The sequence below is a fragment of the Streptomyces sp. NPDC058470 genome (assembly GCF_042721055.1).
GTDB lineage: Bacteria > Actinomycetota > Actinomycetes > Streptomycetales > Streptomycetaceae > Streptomyces.
This window is the reverse complement of the sequence record NZ_JBHXMF010000017.1, coordinates 22,500-48,660: the sequence shown is the minus strand read 5'-3', so window position 1 is coordinate 48,660 and position 26,161 is coordinate 22,500. Positions and strand designations below refer to the sequence as shown.

The window sequence follows — 26,161 nt, the reverse complement described above, 5'->3', positions numbered from 1 at the left end:
ACGGAATCCGGTCCGGAGCTCGTGCCGCGTAGCGGCAGGGCTCCGGACCGGAAGGCCGGAATCTCCCTGCCTTCAGCAGGGAGAGCAGGTCAACGCTCCTTCGTCTCCTCCAGCACCGTCCGCCCCAGCAGCGCGTACCGCTCCGGAGCACGTCGCTTCAGATAGGTCGCGTACCCGAGGCCGCCCACCGCGACCAGCGCCACGATCCACGGGGTCGCCTTCAGGACCAGCGAGCCGGACTCCGCCCCCGCCGCCGCGCCCATGTTGGAGAGCAGCAGGACGACCACGCCGAGCATCGCGAGGCCGCCGATGAGGGGGGCGGTGAAGGTCTTGAACCAGTGCCTGCTTTCGGGGTGGTGGGTGCGGAAGTAGGCGAGCACCGCGAAGGAACAGACGGCCTGGACGACCAGGATGGCCATGGTGCCGAGGATGGCGAGGAGGACGTACGTACCGGTGTACGGGTCCTTGCCGGCGATCCAGAACGCGCCGATCAGGACGGCGCTGACGACGGACTGGACGAGACCCGCGATGTGCGGGGAGCCGTGCTCGGGGTGGGTCCGCCCGATCGTCCGCTGGAGGGAGGGCAGGACACCCTCGCGCCCCAGGGCGTACATGTAGCGGGCTGCGCAGTTGTGGAAGGCCATGCCGCAGGCCAGCGAGCCGGTGATCATCAGCCACTGCATGACGTCGACGGCCCAGTGGCCGACGTACCGCTCGGTGGGGTTGAAGAAGAGCGCGAGAGGGTTCGAGGAGGAGGCGGCGGCGACCGCTTCCGTCTCGCCGTTGCCGATGATGGCCATCCAGGAGACGAAGACGTAGAAGACGCCGACACCGAGGACGCTGATCATCGTCGCCTTGGGGATGATCTTCTTCGGGTCGCGCGACTCCTCGCCGTACATCGCCGTCGACTCGAAGCCGACCCACGACCAGAAGGCGAAGAAGAGGCCGAGCCCGGCGCTGGTTCCCTGGAAGGCGTTGACCGGGTTGATGGGACCGAAGGTGAAGCCGTGCGGGCCGCCGCCGTGCAGGGCGACGGATATCGCCATCGCGGCCAGCACCGTCACCTCGGTGGCGAGCAGCACAACCAGCAGCTTCTCCGCGACCGAGACACCGAACCAGGTACCCGTGGCGTTGACCACGAGCATCACGATCGCGAACGCCCACCACGGGATGTCCAGTCCCGTCTGGTCATTCAGCGTCGTCGTGGCGAAGGTCGAGAAGATGCCGATGAGCGCGGGCTCGAAGACGACGTACGCGAAGGTCGCGAGCAGCCCGGACGCCAGTCCGACGGTGCGGCCGAGACCGTAGGAGATGAAGCCGTAGAAGGCACCGGTGGACGTGATGTGCTTCGCCATCGCGGTGAAACCGACCGCGAAGACGGCGAGTACGGCCATCGCGACGAGGTAGCTGGCGGGGGCGCCGATGCCGTTGCCGGCGGAGACCATGAAGGGCACGTTGCCGGTCATGGCGGTGATCGGGGCCGCGGTGGCGACGGCCATGAAGACCACGCCGAGCAGGCCGATCGCGTTCGGCTTCAGCCGGTGGACGGTGCCTCCGGAAGCCTCGGCGGTATCCGGACCTCCGGGGGCTACGCCCTCTTGAACCGCCATGGGGTGGCCCCTCTCCTCGATCACTGTCTGCTGGTCACTGCCCGCTACTGCTCGTGCTCAATGGGCCGGAATCCTGCTGGCCGAATGATTCGCCCCGCAGGTCGGGGCGTTAAATGTTTGTCAACTAGACCTTTAGACCGGCTGAGGATCGAACGTCTGCGTAAACTCTCCGGCCGGCCATGGACCCCGGGTCCCGGCCCTTCGTACGGTCGCCGACATGACCACCTACACCGCGGCCCTCGGCGGCCGGAGCTACCGGTTCGACGGACTGGCCCGGCTGCTCGCCGCCGCGAGCCCCGAGCGGTCCGGCGACCGGCTCGCCGGTCTCGCCGCCGAATCCGCGCAGGCCAGGGTCGCGGCGCGGTGGGCTCTCGCGGATGTGCCGCTCGCACGGTTTCTCGCCGAGCCGGTGATCCCGTACGAGGACGACGACGTGACCCGGCTGATCGTGGACACGCACGACGCGGCGGCCTTCATGCCGGTGGCCGGGCTCACGGTCGGCGAGTTCCGCGAGTGGCTGCTGTCCGCGACGGCGGACGCGGCGGCCCTCGCCGCCCTGGCTCCCGGTCTGACACCGGAAATGGTCGCCGCCGTCTCCAAACTCATGGGCAACGCCGACCTGGTCGCCGTCGCCCGCAAGGTGCGCGTGGTCACCGCCTTCCGCTCCACCATCGGCCTGCCCGGCCGCCTGGCGACCCGCCTCCAGCCCAACCACCCCACCGACGACCCGGCGGGTGTCGCCGCGGCGCTCCTGGACGGGCTCCTCCTCGGCTCCGGCGACGCCGTCATCGGCATCAACCCGGCGACCGACAGTCCCAAGGCGGTACGGGATCTCCTGGACCTCCTGGACGGTGTGATCGCCCGGTACGACATCCCCACCCAGTCCTGCGTCCTGTGCCATGTGACGACGAGCATCGACCTGATGGAACGCGGCGCCCCCGTCGACCTCGTCTTCCAGTCCGTCGCCGGTACGCAGGCCGCGAACGCCTCCTTCGGCGTCACCCTCGGCCTCCTCGACGAGGCGCACGAGGGCGCGAAGGCGCTGGGCCGGGGCACCGTCGGGCACAACGCCCTCTACTTCGAGACCGGCCAGGGCAGCGCGCTGTCCGCCGACGCGCACCACGGTGTGGACCAGCAGACGGTGGAGGCACGCGCGTACGCCGTGGCCCGCCGCTACGACCCACTCCTCGTGAACACCGTCGTCGGCTTCATCGGCCCTGAGTACCTGTACGACGGCCGCCAGATCCTGCGGGCGGCACTGGAGGACCACTTCTGCGGCAAGCTCCTCGGCCTGCCGATGGGCCTGGACATCTGCTACACCAACCACGCCGACGCCGATGACGACGACATCGCGACCATGCTCACGATGCTCGGCGTCGCGGGCGCCTCCTTCGTGATCTGCACGCCGGGCGGCGACGACATCATGCTCAACTACCAATCCGCCTCCTACCACGACGCGTTGTACCTGCGCGAAGTGCTCGGCCTGCGCCCGGCACCGGAGTTCGAGGCGTGGCTGGAAGGGATCGGGCTCCTGGACGGCACGGGCGGCATACGCGACGTCTCCGGCACGGCCCATCCCCTGATGACGATCGGCAGGGAGCTGGCGGCGTGACGGATTGCGAATCCCTTGCTGGGAGTTGGCGGCGTGACGGATTGCGAATCTCTTGCTGGGAGTTGGCGCCTGTGATGGTTGTGGATCGGTTGCTGGGAGTTGGAGCGCATGACGGATCGTCAATTGGCTGAGCTGGTACGGGCCTTGGTGGCGCCCGAGTCCGACGCCGCGATGTGGGCCACCCTGCGCCGGCACACCCAGGCCCGGATCGGCCTCGGCAGGGCGGGCTCGGCCCTGCCGACGCGGCACCGGCTTGAGCTCCAGGCCGCGCACGCCGCCGCGCGGGACGCGGTGCACTCACCGTTCGAACCGGAGGTGGTGGCGGCCGCGCTGACGGGAGTTCCGACCGTACGGGTCCGGAGCGCCGCCCCCGACCGGCTCACCTATCTCCAGCGCCCCGACCTGGGCCGCCGTCTCGACGACCTCGACCGGGCCCATCTGCCCCGGGACGACTGGGACGTGGTGTTCGTGGTCGCCGACGGGTTGTCGAGCCGGGCCGTGCACGAGCACGCGGCGCCGGTGATCCACAAGACCACCTCGCTGCTGCCCGGCAGCTGGCGAATCGCCCCGGTCGTCCTCGCCGAGCAGGCCCGGGTGGCTCTCGGCGACGACATCGCCCACGCGCTGGGTGCCACGATGGCCGTCGTCCTCATCGGCGAGCGTCCCGGTATGTCCGCGGCGGACTCGCTGGGCGCGTATCTCACCTACGCCCCCGTCCCGGGCGCCACGACGGACGCCGACCGCAACTGCCTCTCCAACATCCGGCCGCCGCTGGGGCTGTCCCATGCGGGGGCTGCCGCCAAGCTGGCGGCGCTGATGCGGCGGGCGCGGGAGCTCGGGGGGACGGGGGTGGCTCTGAAGGACGAGTCGGACGGGGTGACCGCGAGCCTTTAGCCCGTCCGGCGTTTGAGGACGAGGCCGTCCAGGCCGAAGCGGGGGTCTGGGGGCGGCAGCCCCCAGGGACAAGGGACGGGCAGGGGCGGAGGGGGCGAAAAACTCCCCCAGCCGCCCGCGCCGCCCCCCCCTCACCCCGCCGGCAACGTAAGCCCCCAAGCCCCCTCCCACACCACCCACGTCCGAGTCCGCACCGGCCCCCCGACCACCGCGTCCGCCCGATACCGGAAATCCGCCCCGGAGACGGTCACCCGTCGCCCTACGACCCGTAGCGGCGCGACCGCCGCCCCCACGGACACCGGCCGGATCTCGACCTCCGCACCGCCGAGAACCCCCGGCGTCACGGAAACCGACTCCACGGGCTGGTCGAGGTCGACGAGGAGCACTCCGTCGACCTCGACCCGCAGCCGCGAAGGCCGCGAGGGCTCGGGCGAGGGCGCGGCGACAAGGCGCCCCGGCCGCGAGGCCAGCGTGCGGACCAGCGACTGGCAGGTCCGCAGCCAGGGCGGCCGGACGGCGTCCGACTCCCCGGAGACGGAGAACGGGACCGCCCCCGGAGAGGGCAGGGCAACCGACGGAATCCGCAGCGCCCCCACCACCACCCCGTCACTGTCGTCCACCAGCAGGTCCATTCGTCGCTCCACCCCGTCGAGCACGGCGCGAGCCGCCGCGACGGCCCCCATGGGCACCCCCAGCGACCGGGCGAGCGACAGCACACCCCCCACCGGCACGAGGGACACCGCGCACGCCCCCAGCGCCCGCTGCCGGTGCAAAAGCGACACGGCGCGCAGCAGCGCCCGGTCGTCCCCGACGACAACGGGGCGCCGGGACCCCCGACGGGCGAGCACACGAGCAAATTCCTCAGGCCCGGCCGGGAGGCACACTTTCGTGGCCGCACCGGCGCTGAGCACGTCTTTTGCGATCCGTACCGACTCACCGTCACTGCGATGGGCGACCGGGTCGATGACCACCAGGAGCTGGTCGGAAGGCGCCACCTCGGTCATGCCTCGCTTCCTCGGGTAGCATCTTTGTGCAAGAGCCCCTTGCGCTATTGCGCCAGGGGCTTGGTCTATTCCGGGGCATCCGGTCCGAAGGTCGCGGCCAAAGAAGGTCGCCGGCATACGCAGCCGTGCACACACATCGGTCGCGTACGTCCCCGACCTTGGACATGCCCCGCCCGGAAGGGGTGTACGCGCGTGCCCGCACTTGTGCTGCTCGGTGCTCAGTGGGGTGACGAAGGCAAGGGAAAGGCCACGGACCTGCTCGGCGGTTCCGTGGATTATGTGGTGCGCTACCAGGGCGGCAACAACGCCGGCCACACGGTAGTCGTGGGCGACCAGAAGTACGCCCTCCACCTTCTCCCTTCCGGAATCCTCACACCGGAGTGCACTCCGGTCATCGGAAACGGAGTCGTCATCGACCCGTCGGTCCTGTTCTCCGAGCTGAACGGACTGAACGAGCGAGGCGTCGACACGTCCAAGCTCCTCATCAGCGGAAACGCGCACGTCATCACGCCGTACAACGTGACGGTGGACAAGGTGACGGAACGCTTCCTCGGGAAGCGGAAGATCGGCACCACCGGACGTGGCATCGGCCCGACGTACGCGGACAAGATCAACCGCGTGGGCATTCGCATCCAGGACCTGTACGACGAGTCGATCCTGACGCAGAAGGTCGAAGCGGCCCTCGACGGCAAGAACCAGCTCCTCACCAAGGTCTTCAACCGCCGCGCCATCGAGGTCGACCAGGTCGTCGAGGAACTGCTGACCTACGCGGACCGCCTCAAGCCGTACGTCGCCGACACCGTGCTGCTCCTGAACAAGGCGCTCGACGACAACAAGGTCGTCCTCTTCGAGGGCGGTCAGGGCACGCTGCTCGACATCGACCACGGCACGTATCCCTTCGTCACGTCCTCGAACCCCACCGCGGGCGGCGCGTGCACGGGCTCGGGCGTCGGCCCGACGAAGATCAGCCGCGTCATCGGCATCCTCAAGGCGTACACGACCCGGGTCGGCGCGGGCCCGTTCCCGACCGAGCTCTTCGACGCGGACGGCGACGCGCTGCGCCGCATCGGCGGCGAGCGGGGCGTCACGACGGGCCGCGACCGCCGCTGCGGCTGGTTCGACGCGGTCATCGCCCGCTACGCGACCCGCGTCAACGGCCTGACCGACTTCTTCCTCACCAAGCTGGACGTGCTGACCGGCTGGGAGGAGATCCCGGTCTGCGTGGCGTACGAGATCGACGGCAGGCGTGTGGAGGAACTCCCGTACTCCCAGACCGACTTCCACCACGCGAAGCCGATCTACGAGACCCTCCCGGGCTGGTCCGAGGACATCACCAAGGCGAAGTCCTTCTCCGACCTCCCGAAGAACGCCCAGGCCTACGTCAGGGCCCTGGAGGACATGTCCGGCGCCCCGATCTCCGCGATCGGCGTCGGCCCGGGCCGCGACGAGACGATCGAGATCAACTCGTTCATCTAGCCTCCGCCTGGAAGCGATTGGCGCACCTGGGCCACATACGAGGGTGTTGTATGCCTCGAATGTGGCTCGAGTGCGCCAATCGCTGTTTCCTGACCTGGGCCTGGGCCTGCCGCTGCGGTCAGGGCGCACCGGCCCGGCTGTCCCTTCCTTCCGCTCGCCGGCCGAGCGGCTTCGTCGTCCCCGCGCCGCCCCCCGTGCTCCCGACCGACCGGCGCGACCTCGTCCGAAGCACGTTCAGCCTCGCCGGACAGCGGGCACCGCAGACGAGTGACGCGTTTACACCGGCCGCGGGAGCTTTCTATCTCCACAGTAAATCTCCACGGAATTCCCAGATTAGTGGATGATGGCGGCTCCCCCGAGGCTTTGATATTGACGCCCAGCGTGCATGCCCACCTGGAGAGATTCATCCAACCGGTTCACGCCCTGTCGCCCTTGACTCAATCTGGAGCCGAGCTTAAGGAAATCAGTGGGTGGTTTCGCGGGGAAGTCGAATTGGCGTACTTACGCCACTGCTATGTCCTATATTGATGGTTAAGTGATCTTTATGGGCCTTGCTTGATCGTAAAGGTAACGTAAACTGAGGTAAGTGGAAGATGTGGGGGAGCGTGTCAGGGGGAGGTGGGGAGGCTCATGTCGCTTGAGCCTTGCGTCGACGAGATCGACTTGGCGATTCTTTGCCTCATGCGTGATGGGCTTTCCGATCGATCTATCGCGCATCATCTGAGGTTGGGGCATCGCACTGTGCAGCGGCGAGTGGGTGGAGTGATGGAACGGGTTGGGGCGCGAATCCGCTTTGAGCTCGGACTTCTTGTGGGAGAGCTCGGGCTGCTCTGCCAGGATTGCGATTCCTTGTCCCGTAGCGCGTGAGTCCACTGTGGTTGCGCGCCTATTTTCCCGTTGAGTGACGCCCGTGGCCAGATATCGTGAAACGCACTTCTTGGCGTATTTACGCCGAAGGTAGAAAATCGCTTGCTGCCTCGATTTCGAAGCGCCACGATCCTTCCGGGGACGCATGAGTCTCTACTGGAACCGGAAGGGAAGATAACTGTGCGACTCAGGTCTGTCAGTGCCGTATTCGCATCCGTCGCGACGCTTCTGCTCGTGAGTGCGTCGCCGAGTTCGGCCTCTTACGGAGACCATTGGGATGACGGCACGATCTACAAGTGCGGGCGCAACGGGAACTTCCCGCTCTGCCTGTACTACAACTCGAACCTCAAGGGCGCGAAGGTCGGAATCTTCGGAAAGGTCTACAACTACGAATACCATCAGAGCTGTGAGGGATGCTTCTCTTACTTCTACGAGGAGGGCTCCACGCTCGATGGGTACGGCCAGGACGTAAAGAACAATGCGGCCTCGGTGTACAACTACAACGACACCAGCACCCGGGTCTTCTTCAACAGTGGATACACCGGCCCTGCTGACGAATTCGATCCCTACGGCTGGGGTACGTACTTCGGCAACCTCGAAGCCACCTACAACGACAATGCCTCTCAGGCGCGTGTCTGCGGCGAATGCTGACGAAGCCGAATCTTGTGCTGGCCGAGAGGGTCTCGGTCAGCACGTCAGTCGGATTTCATTTGAATGGACTTGAATCATGCCGAGGTGCAGACCTCTCATGCTCGGTGGTGTCGCTTTCCTCGTGGTCTCCACGCTCGCGGTCGGCTGCTCAGGTGCCGGTCAAAAGGGCCAGGGGGACGGTTCGGGAGAAGGCTCCGGAACGAATCCGGTCGACTACTCGAAGCCGGTTAACCCTCAGCGGATCGATTCCGCTGCCATCCCCGCTCTTCCGATCGAGGGATACCTGGTCTCTCAGGAGGAGAAGGAACAAATACTCAAGGCGTATCGGATCGTCGCAAAGGAGTGCATGGCCGGTTTCGGTTTCGATTTTTCATGGTCCGACGCGTCCGGATACCAGGTCGAAGCGGATGACAATGCCGCCAACAGATCGCGACGCTACGGAATCACGGATATTGAGTTGGCGGCCATGTACGGCTACGGGCTTCCTTCGACCGCTGTTGCGGAAAGCACCGAGAATCCGAGCGGTGAGATGAGCGAAGCGGCCAACCGTGTTTTCCTGGGGGATTCTGATCCGCTCCTGGATGTTGCCGAAGGTGCCGAGGTGGGTGGCAAGGAAATACCAAAGGGCGGCTGCGCCGGTGAGGCGAAGAGGGAGGTAGGTGACGGCCTCAGCAACCCGGAAGCCCTCGATATAAATCTAGAAAGCTTCCAGGTCTCCCTCAACGATGAGCAGGTGAAGTCGGCCATCGCGACATGGTCGGACTGCATGCGAGGGGAAGGGTACGACTTCGAATCGCCGCTCGACCCTCTGAAGAGCCAAGGGGCAGAGGCTTCGACGCCCGACCAGACGGCAATGGCAAAAGCCGATGTCGGTTGCAAGTACGGTACTAATCTGCTTGGTGTATGGAGTTCCGTAGAAGTGTCTATTCAGAAGGCCATGATCGGCGAAAATGAGGAGGTTCTGCAAGAGGCGCGTAGAGAGACGGATCAGTCCTTGAAGAATGCCTCGAGAATACTTGAGGGGAAGGCGCTATGAAAACCCCCGTACTTCTTACGGTGTTTTCTGTCGTTCTGCTTGGGCTGACGGGGTGTTCAGGCTCATCGGCGGACAGCCCCACGGTGGGAGACGTGGAATCGAGTGCCAGTCCGGCGGAGATTCCGAGTGCAGAGGCCGCGGAGCCCAGCGAGGAGAGCAAGGTCGAGGCGGCCCAGCGTGTCAAGAGTCGGATGGATCCATTGATTTCCGATCTCCGCAACGCATTCGGCGAAGGAGTGAACTCGCCTTGTTCGTCCTCGTCCTCCGAACTATTCACAAGCCAATGTCAGGATTCGGTGACGGCTACGGGAAGCGCCGCACGGGCCGCCCTCGACGAGATGGGCTCCAGCACTGGATACGCGACCCTGCGCGCTGTCGCGGAGAAGGTTCTGGAGGCTGAGTCGGGATACACGGAATCGCAGTGCTCGGCAAATCCGTCCGACCCTGCTCTGCGTACCGGGTGTCTTCATTACGGTGCGGTGATCGCGCAGGCTCCCACCGATCTGCATGAGGGGGTCGTCGCCGGCCTTCTGGGGAATTGAACGGCCGAATCGGCGACGGGTGAGCTACGGAAGGGGGGAGGAATCGCTGTGCGGGGAGAAGGACGGCAGGCCACGGCCGGTGGGCTGTCGCGTCGACGGCGGTGGGCTGTTGGGGTGGCGGTCGGCGCGATACTCGTGTCAGGCGCGGGCTGACGGTGGCGCAGATGATCAGGTCTCCCGCGCAGGCCATCGCGGATTCCGCGGCGCCGCCTCCGAGCGTGCTGACGGCGCCGGTCGAGCGGAGAGTGCTGACCGACTCCGTGATCCTTCGCGGGACGGTGATCGCCGAGCAGACCGTCGACGTGGCACCCACCGGTGCGGTGGAGTCGGGCACATCTGTCGTCACCAAGCTTCCGTTGGCGGCGGGCAGCCCGTTCAAGGCCGGCCGGGTGCTGCTCGAAGTCTCGGGACGCCCCGTGTTCGCCCTTGAGGGAGAACTGCCCGTGTACCGGGACCTCAAGCCGGGGGTGGAGGGCGAGGACGTCGCACAACTGCAGGAGGCTCTGCGGCGACTTGGACACGGCTCGGGCAACGACCGGCAGGGGTACTTCGGCTCAGGTACGAAGTCCGCCCTGGCTGCCTTCTACACGAGCATCGGTTACGACCCCAGGCCGGCCCAGCCGGACGGCGACGCGCTGGAGGACGAGGCGCGGGACGCGGTCACCGCGGCCGAACGCGCGGTGGAGGACAGCCAGGAGTCGGAGGCCGAAGACCGTGCGAAGCAGGAGGAGCGAGCGCGGCAGGACCTGGACGGCGCACGCGAACAACTCGCCGAGGTCGAGGCCGCGAACGGCCCGATGCTGCCGGCTTCGGAGGTCGTCTTCCTGGAGACGTTCCCGGCGCGGGTCGAGAGCGTGGCCTCCCGGGTTGGTGCCCAGGTGGACGGCAGGGTACTGACTGTCTCGGCCGGGGCCTTGGTGGTGAACGGCTTTCTGCAACAGCACCAGAAGGGGTTGGTGCGCTCCGGGCAGAAAGTGGAGGTTCTGTCCGAGGTGACGGGTGAGACCGCTTCGGCGGCTGTGTCCTCGGTCGCGGAATCGATCGCGCAGGAGCAGGCGGTCGGAGCGGATGGCCAAGCAGTTCAGACAACCGGCACCACCGGCTACCTGATGGTCGTCAGGCCCACCGAGGACCTGGATCCGTCGCTGGCGGGGCAGGACGTGCGTCTGACGGTGCAGGCCGCGTCGACGGGGAGCAAGGCCTTGGTGGTACCGGTCTCCGCCGTCGCGGCGGGTGCTGACGGGAAACCGTCCGTGACCGTGCTGACCGGTGAAGGGGTTCGACGGCGAGTACCGGTGGCGACGGGCACCACTGGAGACGGCTACGTGGAGGTCAAACCGCTCGCAGGCGGCAAGTTGTCGGAAGGCGAGCGTGCGATCACCGGCGTACAAACGGATGTCTCCTCCGAGGAGCGTGCCGGGTGAGCCTTCATCAGGCCGCCGGTTCACCGGTGATCGAGCTGAGAGGGGCGGGACTGACCTATCCGGGACCCCCTCCGGTCGAAGCTCTCCAACCCTGCCATCTCACCGTTGGCCGGGGTGAATTCGTCACGATCGTCGGCCCGTCGGGAGCCGGCAAGTCCACGCTTCTGAACATCATCGGCCTGCTCGACATCCCAACCAGCGGCAGTTATCTGCTGGACGGTCTTGACACCGGCATGTTGCGGGAGGCGGACCGGACCTCGCTGCGCGGGCAACGCATCGGATTCGTGTTCCAGTCCTTCCACCTGCTGCCCCATCGCACCGCCTGCGAGAACGTGGCACTGACGCTGGTCTACCAGGGTGTGGGCCGCAAGGAACGGATGGCCCGCGCCAGCCGGACGCTGGCCCGTGTCGGTCTGGAACACCGAGTGGACGCACTGCCCACCACGCTTTCCGGGGGCGAACGCCAACGTGTGGCGATCGCCCGTCCTCTGGTGGGTCAGCCCTCCCTGCTCCTGTGTGACGAGCCCACAGGCAACCTCGACACGGCCACCACCGCCTCGCTGCTCGGGCTGCTGGACGAACTGCACAGCGACGGCATGACGATCGTGGTCATCACCCATGACCTGGCGGTGGCCGCGCGCGGTGAACGGACCATCTCCATCCGGGACGGCGTCGCGCGTGAGCGGGTGCCGGTGTGATCGGCCTCCTCCGAGGAGCGCTCGCCCGCGCCGACGACGAGCAGTTGCGCGGTTCGCTCCGGTCGACCCGTATGTCGTGGCGGGACATCGCCGCCGAGGCGCTCGCCGGGATTCTGCAGCGGCCCTCTCGATCTGTACTGACGTCGATCGGCACAGTGCTCGGCGTCGGCACGTTCGTCGCCATCCTGGGTCTGACCGCCACCGCCTCTTCCCAGATCGACGACCGGTTCAACGTGCTGACCGCGACGGAAGTAGCCGTCGAGGACGTCTCCCACGAGCGGAACGAGTTCGTGGACCTGGCCTTTCCCGACGACGCCGAGGGCAGGGTCCGCCGACTCAACGGGGTGCAGCACGCGGGCGTCTACTGGTCCGTGCAGACGAACGGCGACCGTGCCGTGCGTTCCGCGCCCGTCGGGACACCTGGCAGCGGTGGTGAGACCGAGGTGGTCGCCGCTTCCTCGGAAGTCCTTCAGGCGGCCGAGCCCGTTCTCAGTCAGGGCAGGATCTTCGACACCTGGCACGACCGAACCCGCCAGCGGGTTGCCGTCGTCGGCACGGGCGTTGCGGCCCGGCTCGGCATCGCCACCCTGGAGACGCAGCCGACGGTTTTCGTCGGCGACGAGGCGTTCACCGTCGTCGGAATCATCGACGACACGCGACGCAAACCCGACCTGTTGCTGTCCGTCATCGTCCCGCGCTCCACCGCGCTGGAGATCTGGGGATCGCCCAAGAGCGGGGCCAAGATGATCATCGCGACCGAGCTGGGAGCGGCCGCACAAGTCGCCCAGGAGGCCGCGGTCGCGATCGATCCGGCTCACCCCGAGTACTTCAGGGCCGTTCCGCCACCCGACCCCAAGACCTTGCGGTCCGAAGTCACCGGTGATCTCGACCAGCTCTTTCTGCTGCTCGCGGCGATCTGTCTGTTCATCGGCACCATCGGAATCGCCAACACCACGCTCGTCGCCGTCCTGGAACGGACCGGCGAGATCGGACTGCGCCGCGCGCTCGGTGCGCGGGGACGGCACGTCACCGCCCAGTTCCTCGCCGAGTCCGGCGCCTTGGGGGCGCTCGGGGGGCTGGTCGGCACCTCCTTCGGGCTGCTCACCGTCGTCGCGGTCGCGGTCGCTCGTGACTGGACTCCCGTGATCCACCCCATGACCGTGCTGGCCGCTCCCGCGATCGGGTTGGCCACCGGGCTGCTCGCGGGCCTCTACCCCGCCTGGCGTGCCAGCCGCATCCAGCCGGTCGAAGCACTCCGCAGATGACCGGGACCAACCCGCTGACCAGACCACGCCGACGGATCAGCCCGACGGGGGGCGCGACCCGAGCTCAAACGCGCGCCCAACACACCTGACCCGAGCCGATCCAGGCCCCAACTCCCGACCCAACCCACGAAGGAGGGCCTCTGTGGCCGACGAGATGGTGCGCAAAGCACAGCAGTTCATCAACGGTGCCTATGACGGCAAGCTCGGCATCGACCGCCTGTCCGAGAACGGGGAAACCGGGTGGTCCATCATGTTCGCTCTCACCCGTGCTCTCCAGTACGAGCTGGGCATCACCGCCTTGTCGGACACGTTCGGCCCCACCACGCTGTCCACGCTGACGTCGAAGTACCCGAGCCTCAACAACGGTACGGTCCCGTCCGCGAACTTCGCCAAGATCATCCAGTCCGCCCTGTACTGCAAGGGTTACGACGGCGGTGACATCGACGGGACGTACAACTCCCGCGTGGTGGCGTCGATCACGCAGCTCAAGCAGAACATGGGTGTGGACTTCGCCTACCCCGGCGGCAATCTGGTGCCGAAGGTGTTCAAGGGCCTGCTGAACATGGACGCCTACGTCACCGTCAACAGCGGCTCCGACACCATCCGGTCCGTGCAGAGATGGCTGAACGGGCAGTACGTCAACCGCAGTGACTTCTTCATCATCCCGGCGGACGGTCACCACTCCCGCGATGTCGCCAAGTCCATGCTGTTCGCCGTCCAGTACGAGATAGGTATGGCCGACGGCACGGCCAACGGCGTCTTCGGTCCCGGCACCCAGGCCGGGCTGAAGAGCCACACCGTCGCCACCGGAGACTCCGGCCCGTGGGTGCAACTGTTCTCGGCCGGGATGATCCTCAATCAGCGGCCTGTGGCTTTCACCTCCACCTTCACCAGCACCCTCGCCTCGGCCGTCTCCACCTTCCAGTCGTTCGTGAAGCTTCCCGTCACCGGCACCGGGAACTTCTCGACCTGGGCCTCCCTCCTGGTTTCCTACGGAGATCAGGCCCGTAACGGCGAAGCCTGCGACGGCGTGACTCTGATCACCGCGGCACGTGCGGCGACGCTGAAGGCGCAGGGCATCACGTACCTGGGGCGCTACCTCACCAACCCGGACCCGACGCCGGACGACCAGCTGAAGCACAAGGCGATCCAGCCCGGCGAACTCCAGACCATCGCCGAGAACGGCCTGCGCTGCTTCCCGATCTATCAGACCTTCGGACGTGGCGCCGCCGACTTCAGCTACCCCCAGGGGCGTGCGGCCGGCCAGGCTGCCATCAACGCGGCACTCGACCATGGCTTCAAGACGGGGTCCCGGATCTTCTTCGCCGTGGACTTCGACGCCCTCGACCAGGACGTCAGTGGCAACGTCCTGCCGCACTTCCAAGGTATTCAGGACGCGATCACCGACGACGGTAACCGGTTCGGGATCGGCGTCTACGGACCGCGCAACGTGTGCACCCGGGTATCCGAGGCAGGTCACGCCACCGCGTCGTTCGTGTCCGACATGTCCTCGGGATTCTCCGGTAACTTCGGCTATCCCCTGCCCGAGAACTGGGCCTACGACCAGATCGTCACCCGCACGATCGGGTCCGGCGACGGTGCGATCAACATCGATATCGACATCGCCTCAGGGCGCGACACCGGACAGGGCTCGTTCAACCCGCCCCGTGGCGCCCTCGCGGACATCCGCCTCGCCTCGGACGTCATCCCCTCCATGCAGACGGACGTCGGCAAGTACATGGAGTCGATCGGTTTCCCCAACGACGGTGGCTTGAGGTCGCATACGCACGAGACGTGCTTTCAGACGGTCGTGGTCGAGTACGACACGGTCATCACCCAGCTCGCCTACCGATACCAGATGCGCAAGGCCCTCATCCAGACGTCCGCGTACTGGGAGATGCGGCACATCGACGCGGTCGACGTGAGCGTGGACCTGGAAGTGATGGCCCAGTTCAACACGCTCGGGACGTTCAGGGACAGCTCCACCGGTATATGTCAGATCTTTGGCAAAACGGCTGTTCTGGCATGGAATCACGCCATACAGAGGGGATATGAGGCGGGCACCATCCGCGACGTCACCAGCGACCAGGACAAGTACAACATCTGGCGCGACTGCATGGACGACGACCAGTTCGCCATTTCCACTGTCCCGCTGATCCACATGTGGAACGCGGACGGGGCCCCGGGCAACACCATCGAGGAGGAGCCGATCCGCCCAATGCGTCTGGATTACGTGGAGGACGAGATATTCGAGATTCTGCGCCGATACCAGGGGCCTGCCGAATCGGAGGCGACTCCCCATGCCCAGCAGCGGATGGCGCTGTACCAGATCATGGAGAAGTACAACTCCATCTCCCGGAACGTCTGACAGGCTACGCCGCATGATAGACGCTTCCAACGACCTCTATATCGGTCTCGTGCTCCTGCTGAGCGTGACCGGTGTCGTCGTCACGCCGTGGCTTGCCATCCGTGGAGTGGTGTTGCTGGTCCGCGCACGCAGAGAGCGGACCACGCGCACAGTCGTGAGGGGCGCTGCTGTCATGGCGTGGGCCTGCATGGCCGGAATGTACACCTGGGGCATGCTCCATCTCCTGATGCTGGATGAAAGCAACCAAGCCCTGGCGTGTAGCGAGAGATTGAGTTCTGCGCAGGTCAAGTCCGTCGACGGATACGAGTACTCCTTCCTTCCCCTGCAATTCAGGTGCCGTGTCACCGGCGGGCAGACATACGCAGCCGTTGTGCCCGGATACGTGAATCCTGTGGCGGGGATTCTCGGAGCAACAGCCGTCGCCCTGACATTCGTTGTGCGCTCCCAACACCAGCACGAGGAGACGAAGAAATAGTGACCGTGAACATTTCCCGCCGCACCGCTCTGCGCCGTGTCGCATTCGTGGCGGCCGGCGTGGCGATCGGCTCACAGGTGCTGTCCTCTCCCGCTCACGCGGCGGAAAAGGGCCCCGACCCGGACAAGCTGCGTGAGCAGATACGGAAGGCGCAGGAACGCAACAAACGTGTCCTGAGCGGTATTTCGTCGAAGAACGGCTGGGAGATGGAGAAGGTCGTGGACAAGCACGGCCACATCTACACCAGACCGGTTCCCGGAACCCCGCTCGTCGGCATCCAGGTGCGTATGGCAGAGGTCGAGACCGTCCTCGTCCACGTGGTCAGCCGCTTCCACTACGAGATCGACACCCTCCGTGAGGGCGACGTCGTCGGCTGGCGCACGCCGGGCTCGGTGCGGAAGGGGCTGGCGGAGTCCAACCTGGCATCCGGTACGGCGGTGCGGATCCGGCCCGGCTCCTACCCTTCCGGAGTCCGCGGTGGGTTCTATCCCATGGAGGAGCTGGTGATCCGGGACGTCCTCGCCGAGTGCGAGGGCGTCGTCCGCTGGGGCGGCGACGACAGCACATCGGACGAGTCGCTCTTCTACATCGATGTTCCGCCGGGCGACGAGCGGCTCGCAGAGGTCGCCCGGAAGATCCGCGGCTGGGCGTTCACCCCTGGCCGGGGTTCAGGCGTCCTGGTCGACACCCTCCAGCCCCAACGCCGCGAAGCGGCGAAGCGGCTCGCAAGTCAGCAGGCCTGATCCCCCGAGAAAGGCGGTCCAGGCTTTGCCGGAGACGGTGTGGGCTGGGCCGCCGAGGGTTTTGAGCCGCGGACGTGGAAGGTGGCGGCGTCGGGGCAGGTGGCGGCCTCGACGCAGGCCCGAACCACGCCTCTTATGTCCCTGTGCCTGCGCTCAACGGGCAGACATGGCGGATGAGTCGGCGCGCCAACAGGTCGGCGTCGAAGGCACCCCGTGCACACCCTGCTCCGGCGCTCGGCGCATAAGTCACAGAAGTGGGCGTATCTCCCATAACGGGCATACGCTGAAAGTGCAAACGCACGTGCGTCGACCAGGAGAAGGTGAGTGCGATGCGCGTCCTGCTCAAGGCCACTCTCGACACGGAGAAGTCGAACGAAGCGATCCGCAGCGGCAAGATGCCGGAGCTGATCAAGGAGATCCTGGACCATCTCAAGCCAGAGGCGGCGTACTTCGCGCCTTTGGACGGCAGCCGAACCTGCCTCCTGGTCTTCGACATGAAGGACAGTTCCGACCTGCCTCCTGTCGGTGAGCCGTTCCTCACCCAGTTCAACGCCAAGGTCGAGATCAGCCCGATCATGAACGCCGAGGACCTCCAGAAGGGCCTGTCCCAGCTCCGCTGACGCAGAGGCGTCCGATTCACCCCCAGGGATGAAGAACGCGAACTTCCACCTGGGAAAAGGCAGTTGTGGCTTGCTTTCGTCGCTGTGCGTGCCCATAGAGTCACGCCAACGAAAACGCCCCCGCGGTGCGCCAACACCCGGGGGCTCGACACCAGGAGCAAGACCTCCCGATGCGAATTCATCGTACGACGCCCACGCGCGCCTTTTCAGTCTTCGCGAACGCCCTCCTCCGCGACCGGAGCATCTCCTGGTGCGCGGTCGGCGTACTGACGTACCTCCTGAGCCTCCCGAACGGCGCCCGCGCCACCATCCGTACGCTTGCCGAGCAGCGCAAGGAAGGGCGGGCGCGGATCGCGGCCGCCCTGCATGAGCTGGAGGAATCCAGGTATCTGCGGCGGGTGCTGCACAAGAACCCGGAGAGCGGCCAACTCTTCACCGTGTACGAGGTGTTCGACACTCCGTACGACGACGAACCACCCTCGGGTGAACCCGAAAAAATCCAGAACCTGGCCTCCGGCGAGTCGGAATCCGCCGCCTCGGGCCCGCTCCCTTCGGGAGAAAAAACCAGGGAACAAGAACCTCCCTCCCCGCCGACGGCGGAGTCGGCAGCGGAGTCGACGCCGGAGTCGGCACCGCTGCCGCCGCCGAGCGAGCGCACCGCGCTCGCCGCGAAGCTGCTCGGCTCGCTCGGCCGCGCCGAACCCCGGCTCGCGCTCGGCGCGGCGGAGGCGTTGCGGCTCGCGCCGTTGGTGGAGGAGTGGTGGGAGCGGGGTGCGAGCAGTGCGGCGGTGCGGGCCGCGCTGACGCAGGGGTTGCCGTCGCCGGTGTACTCGCCCCGGGCCCTCGTCGAGGACCGCCTGCGCCGCAAACGCCCGGCCGGCGCTCCCGAGTCGGCGGGGCCTCCGGTCACGACCGTCGAGATCCGCAGCACCGCCGAGATCCGCAAGCCCGGCGCGCCCGCCTACCGGGACGCCGCGCGCCGGGGCGGCGCACTGGCCCGCGCGCTGCTGAGCGGGCGGGCGGCGCCCGCGTAGGCCCACCAGGACTCCAGGCCGTGCGTCCGTGCGGCCGGGTCCCTCAAGAGAAACGGAGTGTCGATGGCCGTCACACTCGTACGCCCAGAGATGGTATACCGCGAGTATACTTTCCTCATGGCTGACACCACGATCAAGGTCGACCCCGCTGTCCGAGATCGCCTTCAGGAGCTGGCCCGGGAGCGCGGGATCAGCATGCGGGATCTCGTGGCGGAGCTGGCTGGGGCCACGCCCACCAAGGAAGAGCTGCGCAAGCGGTACGAGGAGACCAGGGCATACGTCGAGGAGCACTTCCTCGGCAGGCCCTACACGGAAGAGGACGAGAAGGCCGGTGAGAAGCTGTGGGCCGACCTTGAGGCGGGGCGTATCGGGGAGGTCCAGTGACGGACGAGGACAGGTACCCGCTGCCGCGTGCCGTCATCTTCGACGACACCGCCGCGCTCGCGCTGGGCGCGGGGAACAGCATGGCCTCCCGGCTCGTCGTCGAGGCCGAGAAGGATCCGGCGCTGCGGGTCTATATCCCGGCGCTCAGCCTGGCCGCCGCCGAGCGTGAACGGGCGGGGGTTGCCGAGCATGTCGGCGCACTGCCGTCGGTCAACATCGAGGGGCTCGACTTCGCGGCGGCGACCGCCGTGGGCAAGCGTCTGCGGACGGCGGCTTCCGGGGACGAGGAACAGAGCGGCAAGGACGAGCCGGACTGGAGTGGCGCTCATGTGCTGCACCTCGCCCTGCCCACTGTCGAGTGGCCGCGTGGCCGTCCTGTCCTGACCCGGACGCCTACCCGGTACCGGGGCACGGGGATCCGGACGATCCGCATCGTCGAGCAACGCTGACGGCTGCCGACGGATGGTGTGGTGCGGTCCGGGCCGCTTACCGCCCGGACCGCACCACACCACGCCGCCTCAGCTGAAGATGATCATCGACCCCTGTGCCAGGCTGCGCGTCGCGGCCGCGTGCAGGCCCAGCCAGACGTGGCGTTCGCGGGCGAAGGGGCTGGCGTCGTAGGGGGCGGGGGCCGCCGGTTCCTCGAGGTCCGTGGGGGCCATGGGTGGCTGGGGGGCGGCCGGCGGGTTGGCCGGGTCGATGCCGATCGACGGGGCCACGAATTCGAGTTCGCGCAGCAGCGTCTGGGAGGAGCCCAGGGGGCCGCCGCCCGCGAGGAGTTCGTCGTTGGCGAGAGGGTGCGGGAAGTCCACCGGGACGTACGCGCCCGCGTGGTCGTAGTGCCAGACCAGGTGCGACTGCTGGGCGTTCGTCCCGAACATCTCCAGCAACTGCTCGTAGTCGCCGCCGAGTTCGTCCACGGGCGTCACCGCGAGGCCGCACATCTGAAGCAGGTACGCACGGCGCAGGAAGTGCAGGGCGTCGTAGTCGAACCCCGCGACCGGGGCCACGTCGCCGGACAGGCCCGGCATGTACGCGTACACAGGGACCGGCGGGAGTCCTGCCTCCGCCAGCGTCTTGTCGTACAGCGCGAGTTCTTCGGCGAAGGGATTGTCGGGGGTGTGGCACAAGACGTCGACGAGCGGGACCAGCCACAGGTCACAGGCCAACAGACGGCTCCTCTAGCTCTTGGTGTGCACGGTGGTCAGGGAAGCGTAATGCGCGCGGCGGTCTTGGTCAGGCCCCGGTGCGCAAGTTGGCTTCCCGGTGGCGGCCCGGGCGGGTCCCGCTCCTCAGTGCTGCGCCCCCCAAACCCCCGATCGCCCGAAGGGCTCGTCCTCAAACGCGGGACGGTCAAGAGATCTCCGGCCGCGGGCCGCGCAGCCCCCTCATTCGGCGGCAGGGCGCGTCACTCGGCGCCCGGGAGGTTCACCGGGCGGCCAGGCGCTCGATCAGCGCGAGCGAGTGCGCGTTGTACGCCGTCACGATCGAGTACGCCTCGGCCGGGTCGCGGCGGGCGAGGGCGTCCACCAGTTCCGTGTGGGCCGACCACAGGTGGCCCTTGAGGTCGGCCACCTCGCGCAGGTGCTGGACCGCGCAGGCCCAGGACTGGATGCGCAGCCGGTGCAGGAAGTCGGCGAGGTAGGGGTTGCCGAAGAGGCCGCTCAGCTCGCGCCAGAAGCGGAGGTCGTAGCCGATCAGGATGTTCAGCTCGCCGGCGGCGGCGGCGCGCTGGGCCTCCTCGGCGCGGCGGCGGACGCCCGAGAGGGCGGCGGCGATGCGGGGGTCCTGGGGCAGGGTCAGGACGCCGACGGTGATGGAACGGAAGATGCCGTCCGTGACAAGGCTCCGCGCCTCGATCATGCCGCGGTAGTCGGCCGGGGAGTACTCGTGCACCCGGAAGCCGCGGTGCTGGTCCGCCTCCAGCAGGCCCTGCGCCGACAGCTCGACCAACGCCTCGCGGACCGGGGTCGCGGAGACGCCGTACTGCTCGGCGATCTCCTTCACCGTGAACGCCTGGCCCGGCTGGAGGCGGCCGGCCAGCACCTCGTCGCGGAGCGCGTCCGCGAGCTGCTGGCGCAGGGTGCTGCGGGTTACGGCGCCCTTGGCGCCGGTGCCGGGCATGGTGTCGGGCTCCCCTTGTCGCGTATGTCTCGGAGCCAGTCACCTTACGCGGTGGGGGGCAGGGGGGAGGTTTCTCGCCCCCGCTGCGCGGGGTTCAGCCCGTCCGGCGTTTGAGGACGAGGCCGTTCAGGCCGACAGCGGGGGTCTGGGGGCGGCAGCCCCCAGGAACAAGGGACGGGCAGGGGCGGAGGGGGCGAAAAACCACCCCACCTCACACCACGTACTCGTCCGCCAGAGCCAGCGCCTCGTCCAGCACCGCGAGCCCCTCCTTGGCCTCCCCCTCGGTGATGTTGCACGGCGGCACGACATGGGTGCGGTTCATGTTGATGAAGGGCCACAGGCCACCCGCCTTGGCGGCCGCGCCGAACGCGGCCATGGGCGCGTTGTCCGCCCCGGCGGCGTTGTAGGGCACCAGCGGCTCCCGGGTCTCCCGGTCCCGCACCAGCTCAAGGGCCCAGAAGACCCCCGTACCCCGCACCTCACCCACGCTCGGATGCCGCGAGGCAAGCTCCCGCAGCCCGGGCCCGATGACCGTCTCCCCGACATACGCGGCCTGGTCGACGATCCCCTCCTCCTCCATCACGTTGATCGTGGCGACGGCGGCGGCACAGGCCAACGGATGCCCCGAGTACGTCAGCCCACCGGGGTACGGCCGCCGCGCGAAGGTCTCCGCGACAGCTCCGGAGATGGCGACACCGCCCAGCGGCACGTACCCGGAGTTCACGCCCTTCGCGAAGGTCATCAGGTCCGGTGTCACGCCGTAGTGATCGGCGGCGAACCACTTGCCCGTACGCCCGAACCCGGCCATCACCTCGTCCAGGATGAAGACGATCCCGTACCGGTCGCAGAGCGTGCGCACTCCGGCGAGGTAGCCCGGCGGCGGCGTCATGATGCCCGCCGTACCCGGAATCGTCTCCAGGATCACGGCCGCGATCGTGCCCGGCCCCTCGAAGGCGATCGTGTCCTCAAGGTGCTGAAGCGCCCGCTCGGACTCCTGCAGCTCGGTCTCCGAGTGGAAGGGGGAGCGGTAGAGGAAGGGCCCCCAGAAGTGGACGACACCCGCCGCGCCGTTGTCGCTCGGCCAGCGTCGGGGGTCGCCGGTGAGGTTGATCGCGGCGGAGGTGGCGCCGTGGTACGAGCGGTAGGCGGAGAGGACCTTCGGGCGCCCGGTGTGCAGTCGCGCCATCCGCGTGGCGTTCTCGACGGCCTCCGCACCCCCGTTGGTGAAGAAGATCTTGTCCAGATCGCCCGGGGTCCGCTCGGCGATCAGCCGGGCCGCCTCCGAACGCGCCTCCACGGCGAAGGCGGGCGCGAACGTGACCAGGGTCGCGGCCTGCTCCTGGATCGCGGCGACGACCTTCGGGTGCTGGTAGCCGATGTTGGTGAAGACGAGCCCACTGGTGAAGTCCAGATACCGCTTGCCGTCGTAGTCCCAGAAGTACGACCCCTCCGCACCGGCGACGGCGAGCGGGTCGATGAGCTCCTGCGCGGACCAGGAGTGGAACACGTGCGCACGGTCCGCGGCCTTCACGGCGGCGCCGACCTGGGGGTTGGGCTGAGGGGTCATGCGGCGAGCGTAAATGTCCACGGTACGGGCGCGACATCGGCGTCTTGTCTGCGGTCGGGGGCTTTCCGCGACAGTCTGTCGGGCTTCGGGGCTTCGGGGCTTCGGGGCTTCGGAGTGAGGAAGACCCTCGGAATTTATTGACAGCATGCTGTCGAAATGAATCGCCGACCTGCTGGTGGCCAAGGGGCTGGCCGAGTACCTCCCCAACCCCGCCCACCGCCGCGCCAAACTCCTCACCCCCACCGAGGAGGGCCGCGCCGCCATCACCAAGGTCGACCCCGGCCACGCGGACCTGGCCGACCAACTGGCCGAGGCCCTTGGGGAGGACGAATTCGCGGAGACCGTACGGGTGTTGGAACGCCTGTCGGCGACCCTCGACGCCATGACTACGGACAGCGCTCCGAGTGTCACAGAGACGGAACACCCCGTTACGGAACCGTAGACACCGCCCCGCCCACCTCCCCGTACGACCGCACTATCCTCAGGCTGTCGCACTGGTACGGGGGAGGGTGGGCGCAGCCATGGACAAGCTGGGAGCGGGGGATCCGCAGCGCATCGGCGCGTATCGGCTGCTGGCGCGGCTCGGTGCCGGCGGGATGGGGCACGTGTATCTCGCCCGGTCCGACCGGGGGCGTACGGTCGCGGTCAAGCTGGTACGCCAGGAGCTCGCCGAGCAGGAGGAGTTCCGGGCGCGGTTCCGGCAGGAGGTGCTGACGGCGCGCCGGGTCGGCGGGTACTGGACGGCGCCCGTCCTTGACGCGGACACCGAGGCCGAGATCCCCTGGCTGGCCACGGGTTACGTCGCGGGTCCCACCCTGCAGACCGTCGTGGGCCACGACCACGGGGCACTCCCCGAGCGGTCGGTACGCATCCTCGCGGCCGGGCTCGCCCACGCACTCCAGGACATCCACGCCGCCGGGTTGATCCACCGGGACCTCAAGCCCTCGAACATCCTCGTCACCATCGACGGGCCCCGCGTCATCGACTTCGGGATCGCGCGCGCCCTGGAGACCGTGACCGAGAGCGGTCTCACGCGCGCCGGCGCGCTCGTCGGCTCGCCCGGGTTCATGGCCCCCGAGCAGGTCCGCGGTGACCGCATCACGGCCGCGTGCGACGTGTTCTGCCTGGGCTCGGTCCTCGCGTACGCCACGACGGGCGCCCTTCCCTTCGGCAGCGCCGACTCCGGTGCGCACGCGGTGATGTTCCGCATCGCGCAGGAGGAACCCGACCTGGAGGGGATTCCGGAGGGCCTCGTCGACCTCGTACGCGCCTGCCTGCACAAGGACCCCGCCGCCCGGCCCGGCCTCGGCGAGATCCTTGAACTGTCCGGCGCGCAGGACACCGTCTCGGACGGGCGGTCGCGCGACCCCTGGCTGCCGAGTGCTCTGGTCGCTCAACTCGGGCGGCATGCCGTGCAGTTGCTGGACACGGAGGACCCGGACGAGGGGTCGGGGTCGGGTGCCCCGACGACACGACTGGGACGCGTCCCGGCCGCCCCGGCGTCGACTCCGGCTCCGGCCCCGACATCGGCTCCGGTACCGGCTCCGGACCTGTCCAAGCCGCCGAGGTTTGCGACTCCTCCCCAGACCCCTCCGGAGCACGCCCCCGCCCGGTCCGACGAGGGCCCGACCCCGCCCCCGCCGGGAAGGCCGACTCCCGTGGAGCACCAGCCCACGATGATCGCGGGTACGGGGATGGGCCAGGCGTCACCCCCGCCGGCGCCGCCGACCACCCCGCACCCCGCGTACGGCTATCCCCAGCAGCATCCCCAGCCGTACCCGCATCCGCAGCCGTCGGCGCCCCCCGCCCAGGCCCCGCACCCCGCGTACGGCTATCCGCAGTCGGGTGGCTGGATCCAGCCAGCCGGGACAACACCCCCGTACGGCCCCGGCCCCGGAGTTGCCCCCTTCTCTCCCTTCGCCCCTCAGCCCGACCGCTCGGGCAGAAGCAGTCGCTCCACGGCGGCCCTGATCGTCGTGGCGCTGGTCGTCGCGCTCGGCGCGGGCGGCTCCGTCTACGCGCTGATGAGCGGCGGCGGAGGCGACACGACCGACGACTCCAAGCCGCCGCCCGTCTCCAGCGCGCCCGTGACACCCGGCCCGATCACACCCGAGCCGTCCGCCACCACGGCAAGCGCCTCGCCGACGACGCAGGCACCCGAGGGCGGCGCGATTCCGGAGGTGTACCTCGGCACCTGGAGTTCCGGCATAGACAACGACTCGGGCTCCAACACCCGCCAACTGGTCATCCAGCAGGGCGAGGTGGGTGACACGGTTCTCTCGCTCACCGCGGAGGGCCCGGCCGGCAACGGCACGTACCACTGTGTCTTCCAGGCCGCACTGGCCAAGACCCCGACCGCCGACGGACCGCTGGAGATCGGCCCCTCCGAGGTCACCGTCGGTGAACCGGCCACCGCCTGCTCCCCGGGCGCCGCCTCCGAGGTCACGCTTCTCCCGGACGGCAGCCTGCGCCGCGTGAACACGGACTCGGGCGAGGCGCTGACGTACACGAAGAGCAGCTGACGGCGTCTCCGGTCCCGGCCGGGGGAGATCTTTCAGCCCGTCCGGCATTCGAGGACGAGGCGGAGCCGTCCCGATCCCCACCCATGGGGGCGGTCTTTCAGCCCGTCCGGCGTTTGAGGACGAGCGCGTTCAGCGCGATACGGGGGTCTGGGGGCGGAGCCCCCAGGAACAAGGGACGGGTAGGGGCGGAGGGGGCGAAAAAAACTCCACCCCAGCCCCGCTACCGCGGCTCAGGCGGCCGCTGCCGAGGCATGTTCGGCCGAGTCCCCGGCGGCAACGGCAACCGCCCCGGCGGTGCCCCCTCGGGCCGGGGAGACCCGGCCAGGGCCGACTGGATCCCCATCGGCGCCGAGCCCGTCCGGAACTCCACCATCCAGTCCGCCGTCTCGGCCCGCACCAGCTCCGTCACATCGTCCGAGAACCGCCGCAGAACCCCAAGACACCGATCGGCGGCCTCACTGGCCGTCCCCTCCGTCGGCCCCAGAACCTCCCGCACACTCTCGGACGCCCAGTCGAACTGGAGCACCTGAAGCCGCCGCTGCACCGCCTGAGCCGTGGCCACGTCCCTTATCCACCCGGACGTCACCCCGAAGAACCGGTCCCCCGCGACGCACGCGCCCCCGAGCAGCAGCGCCAGATACCCCCAGGGGGCCACCCCGCCGACCACGCCCGTGAGGTCGAGCAGCGGCAGCGCGGCCCCGGCGACAGCGCCCAGCGCCGCCCCGCACCGCAGCACCCGCGCCCCGCGCCGCTTGCGTACCCGGTCCGTGAGATACCAGGAAGCGGTGTCGAGCGCCCCGCGCTCCACCCACCGGTACAGCTCGTCGAGCCGCTCCGCCGGCTCGCCCCAGTCCCCGAGCGGAAACGGCCGCCCGGTCAGGTCGCCGCCAGGCCGGGCCCCCGCGGCGCCGTCGTCGCGCCCGCCCGGCCCGCCCCGGCCGTCCTGGGGCGGCCCCTCGGGCTGCATCTCCGGCTGGCTCACCCGGCACTCCCTACTGACGACGGTGATGACGTTCCGTGACGTCACGTGACGCATGATGCAGGAGCGTCGCACTCTTCTTACCGCCCAATGGGTGGCGATGGCCCGGGTTTCACCGCTTTTCTGATCGGAAGTGGGGCTTGATCAGGTATAGGCTTCCGGACCGTCTCACTCGAAAGAGTGCTTGAGCGACGGGCCCGCGGACCACGTAGGCTCGTGCCGAGAGGGAAAATCCCGTACTCGCAGCCGTACTCGCAGCCGTACCC

The 26,161-nt window shown here is 68.2% G+C and carries 22 protein-coding genes and 1 pseudogene; 17 read left to right on the top strand and 6 right to left on the bottom strand.

What is annotated here, in order from left to right; all coding sequences use genetic code 11:
- Positions 1–89: 89 nt before the first annotated feature.
- Complete coding sequence (locus ACFWP7_RS14920) at positions 90–1,610, bottom strand: APC family permease (protein ID WP_384381385.1); 1,521 nt, start codon at positions 1,608–1,610, stop codon at positions 90–92.
- Between the two features lie 217 nt (positions 1,611–1,827).
- On the opposite strand from ACFWP7_RS14920, the gene eutB reads away from it, so the two are divergent.
- On the top strand, positions 1,828–3,222 hold the full coding sequence (gene eutB, locus ACFWP7_RS14915) for an ethanolamine ammonia-lyase subunit EutB (RefSeq protein ID WP_384381383.1): 1,395 nt from the start codon (positions 1,828–1,830) through the stop codon (positions 3,220–3,222).
- A gap of 108 nt (positions 3,223–3,330) precedes the next feature.
- Positions 3,331–4,116, top strand: a complete 786-nt coding sequence (eutC, locus tag ACFWP7_RS14910) for an ethanolamine ammonia-lyase subunit EutC (protein WP_384381381.1) — start codon at positions 3,331–3,333, stop codon at positions 4,114–4,116.
- A 131-nt stretch (positions 4,117–4,247) separates the two neighbouring features.
- Here the strand turns inward: eutC and ACFWP7_RS14905 are convergent, their stop codons facing one another.
- On the bottom strand, positions 4,248–5,120 hold the full coding sequence (locus tag ACFWP7_RS14905; protein WP_384381380.1) for a diacylglycerol kinase: 873 nt from the start codon (positions 5,118–5,120) through the stop codon (positions 4,248–4,250).
- A gap of 192 nt (positions 5,121–5,312) precedes the next feature.
- Here ACFWP7_RS14905 and ACFWP7_RS14900 point away from each other — a divergent pair, with 192 nt between their 5' ends.
- The 13 genes from ACFWP7_RS14900 to ACFWP7_RS14840 all read left to right on the top strand — a co-directional run bounded on the left by ACFWP7_RS14900 (position 5,313) and on the right by ACFWP7_RS14840 (position 19,152).
- Positions 5,313–6,596 (top strand): adenylosuccinate synthase, encoded by a 1,284-nt coding sequence (locus ACFWP7_RS14900; RefSeq protein WP_384381378.1) that lies wholly within the window; start codon positions 5,313–5,315, stop codon positions 6,594–6,596.
- Positions 6,597–7,697: 1,101 nt separating this feature from the next.
- Positions 7,698–8,114 carry a hypothetical protein gene (locus ACFWP7_RS14895; protein WP_384381376.1) on the top strand — a complete coding sequence of 139 codons (417 nt, stop codon included), beginning with the start codon at positions 7,698–7,700 and terminating at the stop codon, positions 8,112–8,114.
- 97 nt (positions 8,115–8,211) lie between these two features.
- Positions 8,212–9,150, top strand: coding sequence for a hypothetical protein (locus tag ACFWP7_RS14890; protein WP_384381374.1), 939 nt, complete (start codon positions 8,212–8,214; stop codon positions 9,148–9,150).
- Positions 9,151–9,856: 706 nt separating this feature from the next.
- Positions 9,857–11,116 (top strand): peptidoglycan-binding protein, encoded by a 1,260-nt coding sequence (locus ACFWP7_RS14885; protein ID WP_384381372.1) that lies wholly within the window; start codon positions 9,857–9,859, stop codon positions 11,114–11,116.
- Entirely contained in the window at positions 11,113–11,814 is a 702-nt protein-coding gene (locus tag ACFWP7_RS14880) for an ABC transporter ATP-binding protein (protein WP_384381370.1), read from the top strand. The genes ACFWP7_RS14885 and ACFWP7_RS14880 overlap by 4 nt, the downstream gene beginning before the upstream one ends.
- A gap of 71 nt (positions 11,815–11,885) precedes the next feature.
- A complete protein-coding gene (locus tag ACFWP7_RS14875; RefSeq protein ID WP_384381555.1) occupies positions 11,886–13,079 on the top strand; it encodes an ABC transporter permease in 1,194 nt (397 codons plus the stop codon).
- 142 nt (positions 13,080–13,221) lie between these two features.
- Positions 13,222–15,447, top strand: a complete 2,226-nt coding sequence (locus ACFWP7_RS14870; RefSeq protein ID WP_384381368.1) for a glycoside hydrolase domain-containing protein — start codon at positions 13,222–13,224, stop codon at positions 15,445–15,447.
- 13 nt (positions 15,448–15,460) lie between these two features.
- Complete coding sequence (locus tag ACFWP7_RS14865) at positions 15,461–15,922, top strand: hypothetical protein (RefSeq protein WP_384381367.1); 462 nt, start codon at positions 15,461–15,463, stop codon at positions 15,920–15,922.
- Positions 15,922–16,665, top strand: a complete 744-nt coding sequence (locus ACFWP7_RS14860) for a twin-arginine translocation signal domain-containing protein (protein ID WP_384381365.1) — start codon at positions 15,922–15,924, stop codon at positions 16,663–16,665. The genes ACFWP7_RS14865 and ACFWP7_RS14860 overlap by 1 nt, the downstream gene beginning before the upstream one ends.
- A 329-nt stretch (positions 16,666–16,994) precedes the next feature.
- Positions 16,995–17,285, top strand: a complete 291-nt coding sequence (locus tag ACFWP7_RS14855; RefSeq protein WP_384381363.1) for a hypothetical protein — start codon at positions 16,995–16,997, stop codon at positions 17,283–17,285.
- 170 nt (positions 17,286–17,455) lie between these two features.
- Entirely contained in the window at positions 17,456–18,319 is an 864-nt protein-coding gene (locus ACFWP7_RS14850) for a hypothetical protein (RefSeq protein ID WP_384381362.1), read from the top strand.
- A 117-nt stretch (positions 18,320–18,436) separates the two neighbouring features.
- Positions 18,437–18,703: a hypothetical protein gene (locus ACFWP7_RS14845; RefSeq protein ID WP_225859703.1), complete on the top strand. Its 267-nt coding sequence runs from the start codon at positions 18,437–18,439 to the stop codon at positions 18,701–18,703.
- Positions 18,700–19,152 carry a hypothetical protein gene (locus tag ACFWP7_RS14840; RefSeq protein ID WP_384381359.1) on the top strand — a complete coding sequence of 151 codons (453 nt, stop codon included), beginning with the start codon at positions 18,700–18,702 and terminating at the stop codon, positions 19,150–19,152. The genes ACFWP7_RS14845 and ACFWP7_RS14840 overlap by 4 nt, the downstream gene beginning before the upstream one ends.
- A 69-nt stretch (positions 19,153–19,221) precedes the next feature.
- Here the strand turns inward: ACFWP7_RS14840 and ACFWP7_RS14835 are convergent, their stop codons facing one another.
- From ACFWP7_RS14835 to ACFWP7_RS14825, 3 genes are all read right to left on the bottom strand, one after another.
- Positions 19,222–19,872 carry a hypothetical protein gene (locus ACFWP7_RS14835; RefSeq protein ID WP_384381357.1) on the bottom strand — a complete coding sequence of 217 codons (651 nt, stop codon included), beginning with the start codon at positions 19,870–19,872 and terminating at the stop codon, positions 19,222–19,224.
- 259 nt (positions 19,873–20,131) lie between these two features.
- Positions 20,132–20,827: a GntR family transcriptional regulator gene (locus tag ACFWP7_RS14830; RefSeq protein WP_384381355.1), complete on the bottom strand. Its 696-nt coding sequence runs from the start codon at positions 20,825–20,827 to the stop codon at positions 20,132–20,134.
- A 211-nt stretch (positions 20,828–21,038) separates the two neighbouring features.
- Positions 21,039–22,394 carry an aspartate aminotransferase family protein gene (locus ACFWP7_RS14825; protein WP_384381353.1) on the bottom strand — a complete coding sequence of 452 codons (1,356 nt, stop codon included), beginning with the start codon at positions 22,392–22,394 and terminating at the stop codon, positions 21,039–21,041.
- Positions 22,395–22,554: 160 nt separating this feature from the next.
- Between ACFWP7_RS14825 and ACFWP7_RS14820 the strand changes: the two are divergent.
- Positions 22,555–22,836, top strand: a pseudogene (locus tag ACFWP7_RS14820) (MarR family winged helix-turn-helix transcriptional regulator); the annotation flags it as partial.
- A 79-nt stretch (positions 22,837–22,915) separates the two neighbouring features.
- Positions 22,916–24,916 (top strand): serine/threonine-protein kinase, encoded by a 2,001-nt coding sequence (locus ACFWP7_RS14815; RefSeq protein WP_384381351.1) that lies wholly within the window; start codon positions 22,916–22,918, stop codon positions 24,914–24,916.
- Between the two features lie 220 nt (positions 24,917–25,136).
- On the opposite strand, the gene ACFWP7_RS14810 is transcribed toward ACFWP7_RS14815, so the two are convergent.
- Positions 25,137–25,898 carry an SLATT domain-containing protein gene (locus ACFWP7_RS14810; protein WP_384381553.1) on the bottom strand — a complete coding sequence of 254 codons (762 nt, stop codon included), beginning with the start codon at positions 25,896–25,898 and terminating at the stop codon, positions 25,137–25,139.
- Between the last annotated feature and the right edge of the window lie 263 nt (positions 25,899–26,161).